Consider the following 17,828-nt stretch of genomic DNA (forward strand, 5'->3'; position numbering starts at 1 on the left):
CATTTTATGGAGCCAGAAAAAAAAGAAAACACTATTTTAATGTTTTTGACGTATTCGCTTTTGGGAATTCTAATGCTAGTTGTGAGCGTATTAATGTACAAAGAAACCAGAGAACCACACATAGTTCAATACGATGAACCATTTACTATTCCAGAAATTCAACTTTTAACACCAGAAGAAGTTGAAAACGAAAAGCTTGCGTTAAGACAAGCAAACCCAATACGTATCACACCCACCAACAGCACGAATAATGAGGATATAGAGCTGGAACCGGCCCTGATCCGAAACAATATAATTATAGACGAGTCTAGCATCACACAATCTGCCACAATCCAAGTAAAGCCGCAGACGTCAGACGGCTTAGTGGAAGTAAAAAAAGTACAAGAAATCAAGGCGGATGGAACAGTAATATATACCACTGAAAAAGTCGCGCCGAGTAAATACAGCCTTGCTTACGCCACTTACGATGAGGACACCTTTAAAAAACTCTCCTCAACTGGAGAAACGATTGAAATGGCATTTACAGGTGATATAAATGCTATAAACCCCGAAAGTGGACAGCTCACCCTTGTACAGTCTAATGGATCGGGACTGGCTTCAGTCTGGAATACCTCCAATACCTCTGTCACTATCAACGGCAAACAGATGCCGTTTGCACAGCTCAGAATAGGGGATAAGATAATTGCCACCGGAACCGGTTACGCTGGTACATCACATCTAAAAGCTACATCCATTGCATTAGTAGGTACCTTTGAAATTAACTAAATTTGATATGACACTAAATATTCTCACACCATCAAGAAAAACGATAATTATTTTACTCATACTCATCATCACTTTCTTTATGGGTCACTCCAAAGCACTTGCAGCTGGTGCTTACGGATGGTTTGCCACCAAGGCTGATTACGCAGATGACAACTTGAGCAACTGTAGCGATCCTGTCAACCAAGTCTCAGTTCAAATAAACTTAGTTAAACCTGGTACAAGAAATACCATATCGGCTCCAATAGGCAGTTGGTCAGTAACAGTCAGATACAAAGCAGACGAATCTATCAAGTTTACTAATACATATAGCGGAGAAAAACAATCAGATCGTATTTGTTATAATCCAGACACTGAAGGTATCCAAGTTGGTGTAGTAGAGAATTCTAACTACTTTGCCTACAAAGGGCCCACTATTTTTGAAACAAGCGCTCAAAATAGTTCCATAAAAGGCCATAGCTTTATAGGATACGTTGAATTAAGACCAAAGGCACCCAGTCCGTCGGCACCAGACATTGAGTCAGTTCCTGTGTCACAAGGTTTCTTCGCATCAACCGCTTCACAAGAGCTTTCAATAAACTTAAACACACTTAGTACACTGTTCGGAAACGGTGACGTCCGCAAAGTGAAATTCTATATAAAGAAACAGGACACTCCAACCTCATTAACTGAAATTGAAAGTTTACTTAGTACCCCTGCTGGGGCAGGTAGTAGTCTTGTCTATCAACTGACTGGCAGCAACGCGCTTGGTAATGGTCACTACCTCTGGAGTTTCAATGTAGAGCAGAATAATAGTAATACAACTTACAAAAATACCCCACCAGCAATGAACTGGACCTTTTCCAACATCCCTGCTTCATCAGTTCCGAATGCTGAATATTTTGTGGTAGACACCTTAGCACCCATTTCAAATATAGATGCATTTTCAGTGACGTCAATTAATTCATCAGATCCTACTCTAGCAGACCTCCAGTTAAGACTTGAGGTAACCGATACATTGTCTGGCCTAGATTCAGTCACTCTCTTTGTAAAAGATATGACTGACAACTCGATAATTTCTGTTCCATACCTAGGTCTACCTAATCCTACGCCAAACCTTAACAACGTAGTTAGCCTAAATAACATGGTTATCGGTCGAGATTATGAATATTACACTGTGGCAGTAGATCGCGCCGGAAATAGTGTTGAAAGCTCACATGTAACCTACACCATTCCAAATAGCTTAACCATTCCAACTATTGTTTTTGCAAACCCAGCCTACAGTGGAGTAGTGTCAGATTTTGCTAGAATAAATACAAACGTAACAAATAAGTTCAGTAACCCAGTTAGCTTAATAAGTGCTTATCCATGTTGGTCAACCGATCAAGCTAAAATTGATACCCTAAACGACTTAACCGCTTACGATACTAACAATAACGGATTACTTAACATCTACGATCTTGGTGATGGGGTAATCTGCGAAAATCAAGCAGGTACTGGTATAAGTTGGTTTAATGATCCAAATAACAGTAGCACCAATCTAAGCAGAGAAATTACCACTATGCCGTATGATACATACATTTACTACAAAGTCTTTGCTTACAATTATTTTGGTTGGGGTCACACTACCACAGGCGGTTTAAAAACTGCTGCCTTTGGAGAAGGTGTGGCAACTGCAACTAACTATATTTTTGAGCATAACAAAGTACCGCTTAGTAACAGTGATGATATAAGTCTCGGTCAGGTTTATGTGAATGCTGCCGATTACAACGCTGGAGTTTACGCTAAAGCAGGTGTAAATCTAGCTGTAATTGACCAGACATATGATCCAACTACAGGGAACAGGTACACCGGAAATAAAGTTTATCCAAATTCTAATGTAAGAAGCGTTAACTACATAGCCAAAATTGATTTTGGTGACAATGGTACCTTTGATCAAACAGTCACAGGTTCAATCGCTACATTAAAAGATACTACAGCGTCGACTTATGATGGATGGTCACTTAAACGTATAAATTTCACTAATGTACCAGAGGGAACAATCAAAATTGAAGTTACAGCTAATTACGATGATCAATTTCCTTGTAATTTAGTTGATGATCCAGACTGTGTAGATATCAGAACTGAAACAATAACCGTCAATTTACTTAGCCCAGGTTCGCTTGAGGACAACGCGACCGGTAATAGCAACTCAACAGGAGAGCTAACTGACATCGACCCCCAAATCTTCCTAGAAGCTGTGCCAAAAATTATTCGCAAAGAGGGTACCGCAGATATAAACTGGGGTCTGGAAAATATTGATATCAGTTGTGTATTAACCGGGCCAAGTGGCTTTTCGCAAACGATTAACCCATCTACAGACGGTACTTTGAATTCAAGCACGAATCGAAAGGAAGGCACAATAACTTCGCCGCCACTGCTTAACACACAAATCTTTACTATGACCTGCTCTAACTCAGTCTCTACCTATACTGCCACCACTCGCGTTACTGTCCTTGGCGAACTGCAGGAACTTTAATGTTACTAATTTCACATTAATAATATATAATTGTAGTCATGTTACAACAATTTGTAGCCGTCATTAGAGGTGGACCAAGTTCAGAATATTCTGTGTCGATGAATACCGGCATGGCTGTTTTAGATTCTTTAAGAAGCCAAGTTTACCGAGTTGTCGATATAGTTATTTCTAGGGACGGAGACTGGCTTCGAGAAGGTAAGACGGTTACTCCAGAAATTGCACTGGAAGGTATTGATACTGTTTTCATTGCTTTGCACGGAACTTATGCCGAAGACGGAGAAGTCCAAAGAATACTAAGACGTCTACGTATACCATACAATGGTAGCGGGCCTTTAGCATCAGCTATTGCTTTCAATAAACTACTAACGAAAGAAACGCTAATGCGCTATGGTGTTCTAATGCCCAAACACGTAAACCTCAAGAGGACAGACATTCAAAATATTGATGACATAATTTCTAGCGTAGAAGTTGAATTTGGTCCCGAGTACATTATTAAACCTCTCAGCAATGGATCATCAATTGGTGTTCAGCTTGTCCATGCCGGTCAACCGTTAAAACAAGCTGTTTTGGATAGCTTATCTACATTCGATAGCATTCTGGTCGAAGAGCTTGTCCGCGGAAAAGAAGCAACCAGTGCTATACTTGAAAATTATCGCGGAGAGGATATCTATAGTTTTCCAGCCATTGAAATAGCCTTGCAGCCAGACACACAATTCTTTAGCAACGAGGCTAAATATTCTAAACCTACCGAAGTAATTTGTCCCGCTAGATTCTCATTTGAAGAACGCGAGCTACTCTCTGAAGTCACCCAGCTTGTTCATAAGACACTCAATCTACGTCAATATTCACGAAGTGACTTTATAGTTCGAGACGGCAAGGTTTACTTCCTGGAAGTAAACACGTTGCCCGGACTGACAAAATCTTCACTGTACCCCAAGGCAGCCGAGGCGGTAGGAATGACATTTGACCAACTGGTAGAACATTTGGTCCAAACTTCTAGTATCTGTGAGTAAATTACTATATCTAGCTAGATAACTGCTATATAATTATATGAATATGGAAGGCACCAGAAACGAACGGGTAGCGATTATCGCCACCTCATACGTAATAGGTTTCGTTACCGCTTTTATTCTGTTTGGTATAAATAACCCAACCGATACTGCCACTACAAATCTAGCTAACGTAGCTGAAGTTAGTGCTGCCGATGTTTACAAAGAACCAAAATTAACCCCAATACCTATAGCGATTACTTATGAAAATGGTAGTCTGATAATAAAAAAGGGTGATAAAGATATTATTTTGACGCAAAACCCCATACTAGCAACCACTCTGATAAAGCCAGAGACCAGATTACACTACAATAACCTTAGTTGGACTCTCTCAGATAACAACTCATACCTTTTCTTCTGCGAGCAACAAAACACTGAAGGCAACTACTGTATAGGTGCTATTTATGATATTAGTAACGAGACCGTTCACACACTAACAACTGACGGGGTAAACCTATCTCTTAGCTTACCTGCCTCTACTCTAATTCGCTGGAAACAAGAGTCCTTGGACATAACAGGTTTTACAAGCAGCGACCCAGCTAAACCTTGGATACTCCAAAGTAATTAGACTTGACTTAAGGGACTCAAATTCGTATTATAGTGTCACTCTTTTAAGAGAGCAATTTTATGGGCCCGTAGCTCAGTTGGCTAGAGCGCCTCATTTGCACTGAGGAGGCCGGGGGTTCGAATCCTCTCGGGTCCACCGCGTAAAGAAAAACAGCACCTGCGTGCTGTTTTTTAGCGGTGGAAGGCGGAGACATGTTTTTCTGTCCTTCCTAGGCAGAAAAACGGTCGAGCCGGGGTCGCGAGTACTTAGCAGAATAAGAGCGTGCGCGACTTTATTTTCTTATTAGCTGGCGAATTAGAAAATAAGAAGTACCCTTGTGGTGAATTATTATGCTTAGTAACTTGTGACCACGAAATAAGCTAGAAGGTTTCTATACCCAAACACTGCACAGATTCTGTAAGAATCGAATCCTCTCTACTACAGTTTGTTACAATTAGAGATACATGAAAGAGATAATTATACTACATGGTACCGGTAGCACTCCAGATTCATACTGGCACCCATATTTAAAATCTCAACTTGAAAGAGCAGGACACAGAGTTCAAATACCTCAATTACCCAACTCTGAGCTACCTAAACTCGAAGAGCAGCTGTCCTATGTACTAAAAAATTGCCAACTGAGTACAGAGACTGTTTTAGTTGGACACTCATCAGGGGTACCGCTTATACTAGGAATACTTCAGGAAATAAGCAGTAGAATTGCCACATCTATTATGATTAGTGGTTTCTTTAAATCAATTGGGGGGGTAACTCAAAGCTGATGGTTAGAAATTCATACGACTGGGACATTATTAAAAACAATTGTAGTAATTTTATTGTACTTAACTCAGATAATGATCCATGGGGCTGTGATGATAAAGTAGGTATGGAATTATCAGAACATTTAGATGGTAAATTTATTTTAATGAAAGACCAAGGACATATGTGATCATCAACATATAACCAACCTTACAAAGAATTTCCACTGCTTTTAGATTTAATTGATTAATTTACAATACAGTTTACCTGAATGAATATGTTATAATATCACTAACAATCTCATAGCGAATCAAGAGAGACGGATAGGGTTTTGGCCCGCTAAGTCGTCCAGCAACTTGCTTGAAAAAGTTAAGTGCTACATCCAACCCAACTAGGGGAAGATTCATGTTTATAAAAACAATCTCTTCCGTTAGAGATTGTTTTTATAATTAATTTTTAAAATATGAGCACCTTAATGAAAACCGCCGAATCAGTAACTCCTTCACATCCAGATAAGATATGCGACCAAATAAGCGACGCTATACTAGATGCTTGTCTAAAGGAAGATCCTAATACCAGGGCAGCGATTGAAGTCTTGGGAGGACATGGACTTATTACTATCTGCGGTGAACTCACAACCAAAGCGCATGTAAATATGCGTGACGTAGCCACTAGAGTATACAAGGATCTTGGCTACAAAGAACAAATTGGAGTCACTATCAATGTAGTAGAACAAAGCCCTGAAATAGGCAGTGGTGTTGATGCTGAGGGGGCAGGGGACCAAGGAATAATGGTCGGTTACGCTACAAGCGAAACCTCAGAATCATTACCACTAGAGCTAGTATTAGCGAGAAAGCTTACCAAAGCTATGGGCCCAAGAGACGGTAAAGCCCAGGTAACAGTACAGGATGGAAAAGTAGTAAAAGTTCTAACATCAGTTTGTGAACACTGTGATTATGATGATACAGAGCTAGAAAAAGTGATAGAAGAAGAAATTACTCCACACTTACATGAAAAAGTTACCGGTCTAAAGGACATCTGGATGAGAAATCCAAACGGGCGCTGGACCGTTGGTGGATTTGCAGCCGACACCGGACTAACTGGTAGAAAACTCGCAGTAGACAACTACGGACCAAATATTCCACTCGGTGGCGGATGTTTTTCCGGTAAAGACGCCACCAAGGTAGACCGAAGTGGGGCTTATATGGCAAGAAGAATAGCTGTAGACTATTTAAAAGAAAGAAAGGCTTCTGAAGTATATGTACACTTAGCTTATGCCATTGGTGTAGCAGAGCCGGTAATGGCAGTAGTTACTATAGACGGTGTACAGGAAGAAGTAAAAGGCTATGACTTAAAACCGCAAGCTATCATCAAAACACTGGATTTAAAGTCGCCAAAATTTGAACAGACAGCAAAACACGGACACTTTGGAAATGGATTTAGCTGGGACGCTTAAAGCCTATAAACAAGAGGAAAGTACACAAAAAGCACTAGGTTACTTCTAGTGCTTTTTGAGTCACAAGCTAAATGATACTCCCTGAAACTAGTATTATGTATTTTATTCAATTCCTTTTCATGCTAATATATCAGCCGTCAGGGCCCTTAGCTCATCTGGTAGAGCGCATCCATGGCATGGATGAGGCGAGCGGTTCGAGTCCGCTAGGGTCCACGAGAGAACAAAGTGAACGAGTGAACCCTAAGCAAGCAAACTACTTTGCTTGCGAGCGGACTCGAACCGCCGGAATGATGTGAGTTTACGAACGAATGAGGTGTGTCCCGCTGCACCAGTTATTTTGTGAGGCAACGAAACAAAATAATTTGGTGACAGTCAGGATCAGTCCGCTAGGGTCCACACAGCACAGGAACTTGAAAGTATAATTAACTTGCTCTAATTATCTCCAAAGCCTTGTCTCTCATTTCTTTCATTAACTCTTCTGTATTAGCCTCTAGATTTAGCCGCATGACTGGATCGTTAGCAGAGGGTCGAACATTACACCACCAATCATCTGCTTCTAGAGTAAGGCCATCAAGTTTATTAACCTTCATGTCTTCAAAATACTCTTCAAGATCTTTGTAGATGTCAGCCGCTTCTCTGGTGACAGTGCTGTTGATCTCGCCTGAATGATAATAATTCTTCACCTCGGCAACCAATTGACTGAGGGTTTTTTTCTCTCTGTTAATTAATTCCATGATAATAAAAGCTGCCAACGGGCCACCTTCAGAAAAATAAGATTCTTTAAAGAAAAAGTGACCTGAAAGCTCAATTCCCAGTACAGCATCCTCTTCACGCATCCTGCCTCTAATATTGGTGTGACCAACTTTTTCACGAACCGCTCTACCTCCCAGTCGTTCAATTTCTTCGACAACAGCTTTGGATGACCTGATATCACAGACCACTACACCACCTTCGTTTTTACCTAAAATATAGCGGGCCAATAAAGCACCAATAATATCACTAGCAATAGGGGTTCCTGTTTCATCCACAAAGCCAAGCCTATCCGCATCTCCATCAAAAGCCACACCGAGATGAGCCTTTTTATCAACCACCTCTCTTCCTAAATGAACTAAAGTTTCATGTTTAATTGGGTTAGCTTCGTGATTTGGAGCAGTGTGATCAAAATCATCAAAAATAGTATGTACTTTTATGTCTGGCTCAAAGGCTTTAAAAGTATCTATTTCTAATATACCAATTAGATTTGCCGGATCAATAACAATTGAAATATTTGAATTTGTTAAATCATGCTTTACCTTAAATTTTTTAATCCAATCTTCCTGCATGGAATGATTAATAACATTTCCATGCTGAACTTCCTCTGAAAAGGTGTGATTACCCACAATATCCCGAATTGTTTTCAAAACATCACTAGTCACCGGCTTTGAGTCTTCAATAGTAATCTTTAAGCCATTGTAATCTGAAGGCATGTGAGAAGCGGTAATCATAACAGTCATATCTACATCACTAGACCCACACATGTGATAGGACATAGGAGTAGTACACAGACCGATATTTACCACATCTACACCGCTTTCATTAAAACCACTGGCAATGGCATCAAACAAACTTTCTGCTGATGGTCTAACATCATATCCAACCGCTACTTTTTTTACATCAAAATGTTTGGTCAGCGCTTTGGCAATTTTTTTTACTTCCTTCTCATTAATTTCCTCCGGATACTTACCTCTAATATCGTAATCTCGGTAAATAGTTTTTAGGTGATCGAATGACACGTTTAGTATGGCTAATTTCTAAATAATACTTAAAGTATTCAATAAAAAAATTATATCATAAGAAAGATATGCAGATAATACTGTATTTTGGTGTCAAAAAGCTGATATACTTTATATATTATGGAAATATTAATTTTAATTACATTGATTATACAAAGCATGGGCGTTAGTCTCGGCGTAGGATCATCAACTTTAGCCGTTTTAAATTTCTTCACTGCCATCAAAGATGGTGTTATCGACGAAAAGGAGAGAAACTTTATGGGAGTAACCTATATCGTGTTACGAGTGTCCATGGTAGTACTCCTCATCACCACAGCCATCCTTATATATGCCGGTTTTTCACAATACGGTACTGACTATTTTAACGGATATGTACTAAGTCAGATTCTAATTATAGCTATACTTTATTTAAACGCTATTTTGATGACACTACACATGATGCCAAGCACTTTCGGCCCTGCTATTCAGGCCTCAGCTTGGTACAGTTTAGGTCTGATTTTTGCCTTAACCGCCGCTGGATTGGTAAATCTGCCAATTCTTACTTATATACTAATCTACCTAACTCTCTTTATTGTGGCACTGATTATCATCAATGGAGTTATGGGATATCTAAAGAAGCAAAGCGCCCCACAACAACAAACTTAAGCAGTGAAGTTGCTGCACTTCGCATCATAAGATAGAATAGTTTCATGTTCGGTGGTGAACTTACCGTAATCTGGATGCTCATCGGTTTTCTTCTGGCGGCGTATTCAGTTATCGCAAACGATAGTGTACAAACACTCGGTACTTTCATAGCCTCCAACCAAAAAACCAAATGGTACTATCTGTGGGGTTTTACCTCACTTATACTCATTGCTACCTTATCAATCAGCTATTTCACCAGCGGGGGAGACATAGCTTCAGGTAGACTCGAAAAAATTCCCTTTGTAGAAATACAGTGGTACCACGCTCTAGCGCCTTTGGCGCTAGTTTTGTTGACTAGATTCGGTATACCGGTCTCTACCTCACTGCTAGTTTTAAGTGCCTTTGCATCATCGATAGTCTTTTCAAGTATTCTGACCAAGTCAGCCCTTGGTTATGGTATCGCTGCCGTCACTGCTTACGTGCTTTGGGTAATTATATTTAAGTGGGACAACGCCAATAACCCAGTACCGGAAAACCGCCGTGCACTCTGGCGAGTATTGCAATGGTCTGCCACCGGTTTTCTTTGGTACACCTGGCTCTCTCACGACATGGCCAACGTTGCTGTGTTTCTACCAAGAGAGCTGACATTACCACAATTTCTTCTGGTCATCTTTATTTTTGTAGCTGGGTTAGCGTATATCTTTTGGAATCGAGGAGGGAAGATCCAGCACATCGTACTGGAAAAGAAAAACACCAGGTATATACGTAGCGCCACCATCATTGATTTTGTGTACGCCTTAATCCTTATCGTATTTAAAGAATGGAACAGTATACCAATGTCTACTACCTGGGTCTTCATTGGACTTTTAAGTGGTCGCGAGCTAGCCATGTCCACTTGGATAAAAGACTACAAATTTAGTGATGTCTTTCCAATCGTCGGAAAAGATGTTTTGCGACTACTCTTTGGTCTCGCTGTCTCTATCCTTATCGCTCTACTAATCCAAAACAGGGAAGCGATTGGAGTATTTTTTAGCGGCATATTTTAATCACATGAGTCCAAGTGAATATTTAAATTCTCTTCCTAGAATTACAACACAAAACCACTGAAGGCAAATCTGTCTACAGTGGTTCTTATAATTTACTATAAATATTTTAATTCAAAGCTTCATCTCTAACACCTTCTTTAGTTCTAGATCCAAGACCGATCCGCTTTCTAACCTTGATAGCATTTACTATATACAGCAATAACTCGGGATTTTCCTTATTAACTTCTGTGAAATAGTAAATAGCTTTCTCCTGAACAGTTTTGAAACTATCAACCTTAACGTTAAGCACATTTTCAAAATCTGAAACCACTTTTTCGTTAACTGATACTTCAAAGAACAGATTTAATTTAGTGATAACAAAAAAGATTCTTGATACCGATGCCCTTTTTCTGTCGTCTACGCTGTAACCACTTTTTTTAGCAATCTCCATAGTCTCTGACATATTCTGCCAATAAGTGGGCATATTTATAAACAGTGCTAGTACGCTACCTAAATAAAAGATCAGCCCAACGCAAAAAATCAACCACACTAGAAAGATAAAGCCAACTAAATAAAACCCATAAGAAAAACTAATTGTAGCCATAAGAGCTATAGCTATTAAAGGGTAAAGTTTCATCTGTTATATTCTCCTTACAAACAAATCTATTTTTAAAATTACTATTTAATTGTGTATTTGTAAAATCACATATAAACAATAAGGCAGACATCTTGTCTAGTGGGTAGCTTTCTGGTAAGGTTGCCGTGGGATAGGAATCAAAATCCTTGTAGCATATTGACATGAACTTCTTACTTTAATTCAAAAAGGAGAAAAAAGTGAAGACAGAAATCACAATTACAAAGCCAGACGACTGGCATCTACACGTACGTGACGGATCGGCAATACAGACAGTATTACCATACAGTGCTAGGCAATTTGCTCGAGCTATAATAATGCCGAACCTTAAGCCGCCGATAGTGAATGTGCAGATGGCTCTCGACTACAGACAACGTATAGTCAGAACTACACCAGTAGGATTGTCATTTGACCCTCTCATGACGATCTACCTTACAGATGACACCACTCCAAAAGACATTATGGAGGCAGCTAAGTCACCATGTATTCTAGGTGCTAAACTCTATCCGGCAGGAGTCACTACAAATTCAGGCGATGGTGTTACTGACATCTGGAGACGTCATGAGGTTTTCGAGGCTATGCAAGAGTGCGAGTTGCCATTATTGCTCCACGGGGAATCGCTGGTGGACAAACATGGTAATGAGCTGGACATTTTTGATCGAGAACCCTATTTTATTGAAAATGTTTTATCAGAACTGGTTGATGAATACGAAGGACTAAAAATCGTCTTGGAGCACATCACCACTCGCGAGGCAGTTGATTTTGTAATGAGCAGCAGAGAAGGAATAGCTGCCACCATTACCGCTCACCACTTACTTGAAAATCGTAATGCAATATTTAGAGGTGGTATTCAGCCACACAATTATTGCCTTCCGATTTTAAAGTCTGAAGAAGATCGTGAAGCTTTAGTGGGCACTGCCATTTCTGGTAATCCTAAGTTTTTTCTAGGTACCGACTCAGCCCCACATGCAAGAAGCATGAAAGAAAACGCTTGCGGCTGCGCCGGTATATTTACCGCTCACGCTGCCCTTGAGCTCTACGCTGAAGCATTTGAACAAGCTGGAGCCCTAGATAAACTAGAGTCTTTTGCCAGCTTTCACGGCGCTGACTTTTACGGCTTACCGAGGAATACTGACACCATCACTTTACGAAAGGAGACTTGGCAGATTCCCAAAAGCATCCCATACACACAAGGTAATGTGCTAATACCGTTTAGAGCTGGAAAAAATATGAGCTGGAAGCTCGTAGCATAAAATAAATAAGTTTTTTAGCAAAACACCCTAAGCAAAATATTGCTTAGGGTGGCTTTTTTTGAAGGCTGTCCAGAGACGCTTCTCTAACGACCTTGTCTCAATTCCTCTTTTCTGCTACCTTTGACGTCGGACAGGAGATCTTTAACAAACCTCCAATCTTCCTTTAAATCAAACACAAGGAGAAATACTAATGATTAAACTTAATGGTGAGCGATTTGCACCTGTTCATTGTGCTACGGGTGCCAGATCGCGCCTGCCTGTGAAATTTCATGCCGCGAGCTTGTGAGCGGTGTGAAGGGCGGGGTAAGGGCGGCTTTACTGCCCGTTGTACTCCTCAATAAATGTTATTAGCCTTGAGGTTACACAGGCCATGTCAACTTCTCCCGCATTTACTCCAAATGCGACATTGTAGTCTGGGTAGTTGGCTATCATCCTCGTACCTTCGGTATTTATGCTTTTTTCAGCAGGTTGTCCAAGTTTCTTTACCACATCGTTGTAACTGTTGTACTTTCCTAGGCCAAATATTTCGTCTGAATACTTGCTGCTACAAATTCTGTACACTCCTTCTGCAGTATTCCAATTAACCATTAAAAATGATGAATAATCCTTGTAATTGAGTGAAGATCCACCCTCAAATTCTATTTCATCAGATGGTTGTCCCTTTATTAAAGTTACGTCAACCTTTTTCATACCAAGTGATATCCCAGCCAGCTCGGTTACCTCCTTAGGTCTTTCTGAATAGGTTTGATACGCATAAACTCCTCCCCCTATCAAGAGTCCAAGCAATATAAGCCCACCTAGAATTTTACCAACTAATTTCCACTTTTTCTTGTTGTGAATTAACCTGATTCCATAAATCAGACCTCCAATTATTGCAATGGTTATCAAACTATCACCTGTAGTCATAAAACAATTACAACATATAACTACTCTTTTGTCCCGCTAAATCAGGGAGTAATGAGGATACGATCAGGAGTAATGGGGATACGTTCGTTATTTTTAAGGAAAATGTTGTGGTTCTACGTAGTACGATTTAAAACCAGGATGTAAGAAAGTTGTAAATTTTAATCAAAAAAGGTCGAAAGAAAAATTCTTAACGACCTTTTAGGTTGTTGTTTATGCTAGACGAAAGACAATTTTTGAAATAAGGATGTAAAACCTACGCCCTAACTAAATAATTTAACTTTTATCCCACGAATCTATAATTTCACAATCGAACTCGTCGGCTCTATCAAAGATTTTTCTGATGAAGTTTCGCCGCTTAATCTCTTCACCCTCATAATGAATTACGAGATTGTTGAATATTATAAAAAGATCATCATGATTTACTGCCAGCTCTAACATTTTATTCCACAAAAGTTCATCTAGATCCTCGTAGCCTGCATCAGATTGACACCAAAGATTATAAGCTTCTTCTGTGGTTGTAATTTGCAATAGTTTTTTCCGTAAACTGATTTCTAGTTCACCCACTTCGGGTTCCTGTGGTTCAGTACACATTTCTCTCTCCTAGGTTGATTACATCAAACTTTTAAAAGTGAACATACGTTAAAATAGTGGTCTAATAGAACAATACGAGAAAAATTATATTTGTCAAACCATGACCCTACACGGAATGATCCTGACGGTCACCAACGTACTTTGCTCAAAGCTATGATTTTGGGTGAAAATATTTGTGGTCACGAATCACTTAGTGCCACGGGGAATGATCCCGCAGTTTCTAATTCGCTGACGCTCATAAGAACTTCTGGACGCAGCTCGCTTGTTTTCTGCGCTAGGAAAGGCGCATAAAACATAGCTCCGCTGGTTCGATTCCCACGCAAAGTGCGCAGGCACTTTGCTCGTGGGATCACAGCTATTTTCAAAAGCAAAAAGCACCTAAACGGTGCTTTTTGCTGAGAAAATATGCTGTGATGACATACTAGCCTTTGCTCGAACCCATTTCGAGGAAAGACCATAACTACAACGCGCGGAGCGCGTGGTGGCTTTGTACCTCAACGTACGCATTGGGGCACATGGTGATGCTGTGCGCGCCTCGCGGCCTCGCCAGCTCGGCCCCCAAAACCAAAGAAATATCCTTACAATCAAATTTTCGGTGGAGGGGTCTGGGGAGGAGCCGACAGAAAATGGAAAGGATATTTCTTTGTTTTGGGATCGCCGCTTCGTCCTCCAAAAGGCTCCGTTTCAGTCTCCATTTATTTGAGAGTCTTCCACTTCGCTTTTCTCCGTACTCGCGGCGTGCGAGGCGCGCTCCCGTAGCCAACCCGCGTGGTAATTCTAGAGTTCGCTCACTACACCCTAGCACCTCCGCACAGCTCGCTCACTCTGTTCGCGCGAGCTGCTGCGGTGCTTCCGTGTGTGAGCTTGGTGACTTCGGTTGAGTTCGTGGTTTTCAAAGCTGTTTGCGCTGAGGCGCAAGCAAATCTGTATGTGCTTGTCCCGCCCACCCAATACGCGAACATTGGAGCTTCGCTCCTTGCTCCCAAAATAAAACCGCCCACCCCGAGGGGAAGGCGGATGAGTGCAGAAACACCGGTTCAGTTCCGTTGTGCACGGATACGAAGTCGGTTCAACTGATGTATCATCTCGACTTCGGTAAGAACTGTGTCTCGTTGGTCAGGATTACCAATCGAGTGACAGATGTCTTCGTTGCCGACAGCAAGCAGGTCCTCCTTGAAAGTTGGGTCCTGTTCGTACACGGCATCGTAGATTCTGGTGATCAGTTCCTGATACTCCCGCGAGTTGCGGGCATAGGTGACACCGCGCCACCAGAGCATCTGTCCTTGTTTCCAAGCGTCTCGTTCCGAACCAGCTCTTTTGGCCGGTTTGCCGGACATTGCACAGATTTCCACTTGTGTTTCAAAATGGAACTCCTTGAGCGACTGGAGTATCCCCTCAATGCCGGCACACTGTACGCCGTCAAAGACGAAAGGACGATCGGTAAAGTTGCTCAAGCGAGCGGCTCGTGAGTCTTTCGACCCACCTTTGATGTCTATCATGTTTGCCTCCTCGTCTATTGACGTGCAGTGAGAAGTGCTTGGTCAACAACCTCCGACATCGTTTCGTAGAACGGGAACGGTTTGCCGAAGGCTTCGCTGAGCTCGAACAGGATGACATCGAGGCCGTGAAAGTCACGATGGCCACCCACCACCATGCGGACGTTCATCATCTCCGCATAGGCAGTGAACTTGCCGATCTCACGGCGCGTATCCATGGCGTACGGCTCAGGGCCGGGGTGGGGACGCTTGGTGCTCTCCAGACCCAGCCAGAAGATGACGCAACCAGGGACGTTCGGTTCGAGTCCAGCCTGCTTCAGGTAGTGGCGTTCCCACACGAGCTGACGGTTGTCGGCTTGCGAAAAAGGTTGGTGGAAGTCCTTGGTCAGCGGATGGGACGCATCCCACCGGGATGGACATGCGACAAGCGCCGACGGCTCACGTTGCAGTAGCTGCTTGGCCATGAACGCTTGCCAGTCACCGCCACCACGGATCGGCCCCGCCAAGAAAAACAAGGGGGAATCGACAGTGGGCGTGAGCGGTACGATTTGTTTCGGTATGTAGATAGGCATTTCGCCCTCCTGCTGAAAGGTTCAAGTAGACGGAGAACTTATAGGGTTCAACCCAGAAGCTGACCAAACAATATAATGAAAATGTTGGTTTGTAAAGACTTCAATTTTCCTCCACATTTTCAACGATGAACTTTGCTCTGTTATATAGTTCATCAAAAGTGACAATGTCTACTCCATGGATACTTTTCCTGAATCGTTGGAATGTCTCACGTTTGCTTCTACTGTCAAGCAGGGTTTCCAGCTTTCCGATAACGATGATTCCTTTTGGTTGTATAGTGAACACGTTTTGAGCCTCAAACCTATCTCTATTGTCTGGTTGCTCAGACCCTTGTTTGTCCCATGTGTGAATGTTTGCTTCAATTTGAGAAAGCGCATCAGTCAAATCTTTTGCTAAACTCCAGGCACCATTTCTGATTTCTTGTGATCCTTGAAGGAGAGAGGTGTCTGGTGTCTTTATCTCAACCAAAACAGTAAAGCTCATATCTCCATCAGTAGCTGTCAAATAATCTCCTCTTTCTCCTCCCTTACCGTCCACCTTCACTCCACCATAGTGTGGCTGTGACTGCTCTTGCCTCAATATTTGGTAATTTAAGCCATATCCAAAAATCCACTTATTTTCTTCAAAAAAATTTTGCCACCATGCTTCATCTGAAGCATGGTTTATAAGTCCATTTTCAAACTCTTTTAACTTTTCACGTCTCTTTAGAAGATTATTTATGTCACTCTGCGTTAAAACTATTCCTTCCGCTGAAGAAAGTTGTTTGATAATATTTCTCACACTCGATGCGTCTCGTCCCTTCAAAGCATTCACAATCTCGCTCTCACTTTGAGACATTAATGAAAAACTCTCCTCTGGAATTTCAATGTTACGGATTGATCGTAAAAAAGAAATTAGCTTCCAAAACTCCTCATGACAATCGTTGAGATTTACACTGCCTCTGATTTTATGAACTTCAACCTCTGTCGTTTCTTTTTCTAGAATCTTGTTCAGAGCCTTGTCTCTAACGGACAAGGCAAGTCTTGGAGTAAACTTTTCACCCTTATTGATAAGCGTAACTTGGCAAATGATATTACGCTTGTCCTTCTCTTTGAGAACAAACTGCTTTATGAGCCTACGGTCTTTAGAGTGATAAAAGTAGTAGAAATTGTTGATGGGAGTCGAATTGATCTGTAAGTCACTAAAACTATCTTTGCCAATAACAAAGTTTTCATTCTTTCCAATAGCATCTTTTAACAATTCCGACCATTTCATAGTTATTTCTGCAAAAGATCATCAACCTTAACTTCGAGCGCGGTGGCAATTTTGGAGAGGGAGTTGATTGTAGGATTTTGGTTCGTGCCGTCCTCAATCTTAACAACGGTACTTAGTGACAAATCAGCCAGTCGGGCGACTTTTTCGAGAGAGTAACCCTTTTCGGCACGAATCTTCTTAACATTGCTAGCAATACTCATGTTTTGTTTGTGTAATTTGGTACATATAATATAATACAAAGTATGTACTCCTTGTATCTAAATAATACGGGATTTGAGATGTTTTGCAATTTTGTGGACTCATTGCGGCGATCCCAAAACAAAGAAATATCCTTTCCATTTTCTGTCGGCTCCTCCCCAGACCCCTCCACCGAAAATTTGATTGTAAGGATATTTCTTTGGTTTTGGGGGCCGAGCTGGCGAGGCCGCGAGGCGCGCACAGCATCACCACGTGCCCCAATGCGTACGTTGAGGTACAAAGCCACCACGCGCTCCGCGCGTTGTAGTTATGGTCTTTCCTCGAAATGGGTTCGAGCAAAGGCTAGTATGTCATCACAAAACGAGACTTCGTCTCGACACAGCGAGCGCGGCGAAGCCGCGCGAGAAAAAGAAGAAGCCAAAACACCCTTTCGTG

17 protein-coding genes and 2 tRNA genes are annotated in these 17,828 nt (G+C 41.5%); 11 read left to right on the plus strand and 8 right to left on the minus strand.

Annotation, left to right across the window (positions count from 1 at the left end):
- The first annotated feature begins 6 nt into the window (after positions 1 to 6).
- The 8 genes from H6779_00175 to H6779_00210 all read left to right on the plus strand — a co-directional run bounded on the left by H6779_00175 (position 7) and on the right by H6779_00210 (position 7,283).
- On the plus strand, positions 7 to 765 hold the full coding sequence (locus H6779_00175; GenBank protein ID USN87851.1) for a hypothetical protein: 759 nt from the start codon (positions 7 to 9) through the stop codon (positions 763 to 765).
- Positions 766 to 772: 7 nt separating this feature from the next.
- Positions 773 to 3,259: a hypothetical protein gene (locus H6779_00180; protein ID USN87852.1), complete on the plus strand. Its 2,487-nt coding sequence runs from the start codon at positions 773 to 775 to the stop codon at positions 3,257 to 3,259.
- A 38-nt stretch (positions 3,260 to 3,297) separates the two neighbouring features.
- The gene (locus H6779_00185) at positions 3,298 to 4,272 is read left to right on the plus strand and encodes a D-alanine--D-alanine ligase (protein ID USN87853.1); all 975 of its coding nucleotides are present in this window, start codon (positions 3,298 to 3,300) and stop codon (positions 4,270 to 4,272) included.
- A gap of 43 nt (positions 4,273 to 4,315) precedes the next feature.
- Positions 4,316 to 4,876 (plus strand): hypothetical protein, encoded by a 561-nt coding sequence (locus H6779_00190; GenBank protein USN87854.1) that lies wholly within the window; start codon positions 4,316 to 4,318, stop codon positions 4,874 to 4,876.
- Between the two features lie 61 nt (positions 4,877 to 4,937).
- Positions 4,938 to 5,011, plus strand: a tRNA-Ala gene (locus tag H6779_00195).
- Positions 5,012 to 5,319: 308 nt separating this feature from the next.
- Positions 5,320 to 5,637: an alpha/beta hydrolase gene (locus H6779_00200; protein USN87855.1), complete on the plus strand. Its 318-nt coding sequence runs from the start codon at positions 5,320 to 5,322 to the stop codon at positions 5,635 to 5,637.
- A gap of 440 nt (positions 5,638 to 6,077) precedes the next feature.
- Positions 6,078 to 7,070, plus strand: coding sequence for a methionine adenosyltransferase domain-containing protein (locus H6779_00205; GenBank protein ID USN87856.1), 993 nt, complete (start codon positions 6,078 to 6,080; stop codon positions 7,068 to 7,070).
- A 140-nt stretch (positions 7,071 to 7,210) separates the two neighbouring features.
- Positions 7,211 to 7,283, plus strand: a tRNA-Ala gene (locus H6779_00210).
- A gap of 209 nt (positions 7,284 to 7,492) precedes the next feature.
- On the opposite strand, the gene H6779_00215 is transcribed toward H6779_00210, so the two are convergent.
- Positions 7,493 to 8,842 (minus strand): phosphomannomutase/phosphoglucomutase, encoded by a 1,350-nt coding sequence (locus H6779_00215; protein ID USN87857.1) that lies wholly within the window; start codon positions 8,840 to 8,842, stop codon positions 7,493 to 7,495.
- Between the two features lie 120 nt (positions 8,843 to 8,962).
- Between H6779_00215 and H6779_00220 the strand changes: the two genes are divergently transcribed.
- Both H6779_00220 and H6779_00225 read left to right on the plus strand, forming a co-directional pair.
- On the plus strand, positions 8,963 to 9,487 hold the full coding sequence (locus tag H6779_00220; GenBank protein ID USN87858.1) for a hypothetical protein: 525 nt from the start codon (positions 8,963 to 8,965) through the stop codon (positions 9,485 to 9,487).
- A 44-nt stretch (positions 9,488 to 9,531) separates the two neighbouring features.
- Positions 9,532 to 10,512 carry a hypothetical protein gene (locus H6779_00225; GenBank protein USN87859.1) on the plus strand — a complete coding sequence of 327 codons (981 nt, stop codon included), beginning with the start codon at positions 9,532 to 9,534 and terminating at the stop codon, positions 10,510 to 10,512.
- A gap of 106 nt (positions 10,513 to 10,618) precedes the next feature.
- On the opposite strand, the gene H6779_00230 is transcribed toward H6779_00225, so the two are convergent.
- Positions 10,619 to 10,975 carry a hypothetical protein gene (locus tag H6779_00230; GenBank protein ID USN87860.1) on the minus strand — a complete coding sequence of 119 codons (357 nt, stop codon included), beginning with the start codon at positions 10,973 to 10,975 and terminating at the stop codon, positions 10,619 to 10,621.
- 350 nt (positions 10,976 to 11,325) lie between these two features.
- Here H6779_00230 and pyrC point away from each other — a divergent pair, with 350 nt between their 5' ends.
- Positions 11,326 to 12,378 carry a dihydroorotase gene (gene pyrC / locus H6779_00235; GenBank protein USN87861.1) on the plus strand — a complete coding sequence of 351 codons (1,053 nt, stop codon included), beginning with the start codon at positions 11,326 to 11,328 and terminating at the stop codon, positions 12,376 to 12,378.
- 315 nt (positions 12,379 to 12,693) lie between these two features.
- Here pyrC and H6779_00240 read toward each other — a convergent pair whose 3' ends face one another.
- The 6 genes from H6779_00240 to H6779_00265 form a co-directional block, all read right to left on the minus strand.
- Entirely contained in the window at positions 12,694 to 13,284 is a 591-nt protein-coding gene (locus tag H6779_00240; GenBank protein USN87862.1) for a hypothetical protein, read from the minus strand.
- 273 nt (positions 13,285 to 13,557) lie between these two features.
- Positions 13,558 to 13,875: a hypothetical protein gene (locus H6779_00245; GenBank protein USN87863.1), complete on the minus strand. Its 318-nt coding sequence runs from the start codon at positions 13,873 to 13,875 to the stop codon at positions 13,558 to 13,560.
- Positions 13,876 to 14,912: 1,037 nt separating this feature from the next.
- Positions 14,913 to 15,374 carry a hypothetical protein gene (locus H6779_00250; GenBank protein USN87864.1) on the minus strand — a complete coding sequence of 154 codons (462 nt, stop codon included), beginning with the start codon at positions 15,372 to 15,374 and terminating at the stop codon, positions 14,913 to 14,915.
- 14 nt (positions 15,375 to 15,388) lie between these two features.
- Positions 15,389 to 15,943, minus strand: a complete 555-nt coding sequence (locus H6779_00255; GenBank protein ID USN87865.1) for a hypothetical protein — start codon at positions 15,941 to 15,943, stop codon at positions 15,389 to 15,391.
- 100 nt (positions 15,944 to 16,043) lie between these two features.
- Complete coding sequence (locus tag H6779_00260) at positions 16,044 to 17,195, minus strand: DUF4263 domain-containing protein (GenBank protein ID USN87866.1); 1,152 nt, start codon at positions 17,193 to 17,195, stop codon at positions 16,044 to 16,046.
- Between the two features lie 2 nt (positions 17,196 to 17,197).
- Positions 17,198 to 17,395: a helix-turn-helix transcriptional regulator gene (locus tag H6779_00265; GenBank protein ID USN87867.1), complete on the minus strand. Its 198-nt coding sequence runs from the start codon at positions 17,393 to 17,395 to the stop codon at positions 17,198 to 17,200.
- Positions 17,396 to 17,828: the final 433 nt, after the last annotated feature.

This window comes from Candidatus Nomurabacteria bacterium (assembly GCA_023898525.1).
Lineage (GTDB): Bacteria > Patescibacteriota > Minisyncoccia > Phycocordibacterales > UBA918 > OLB19.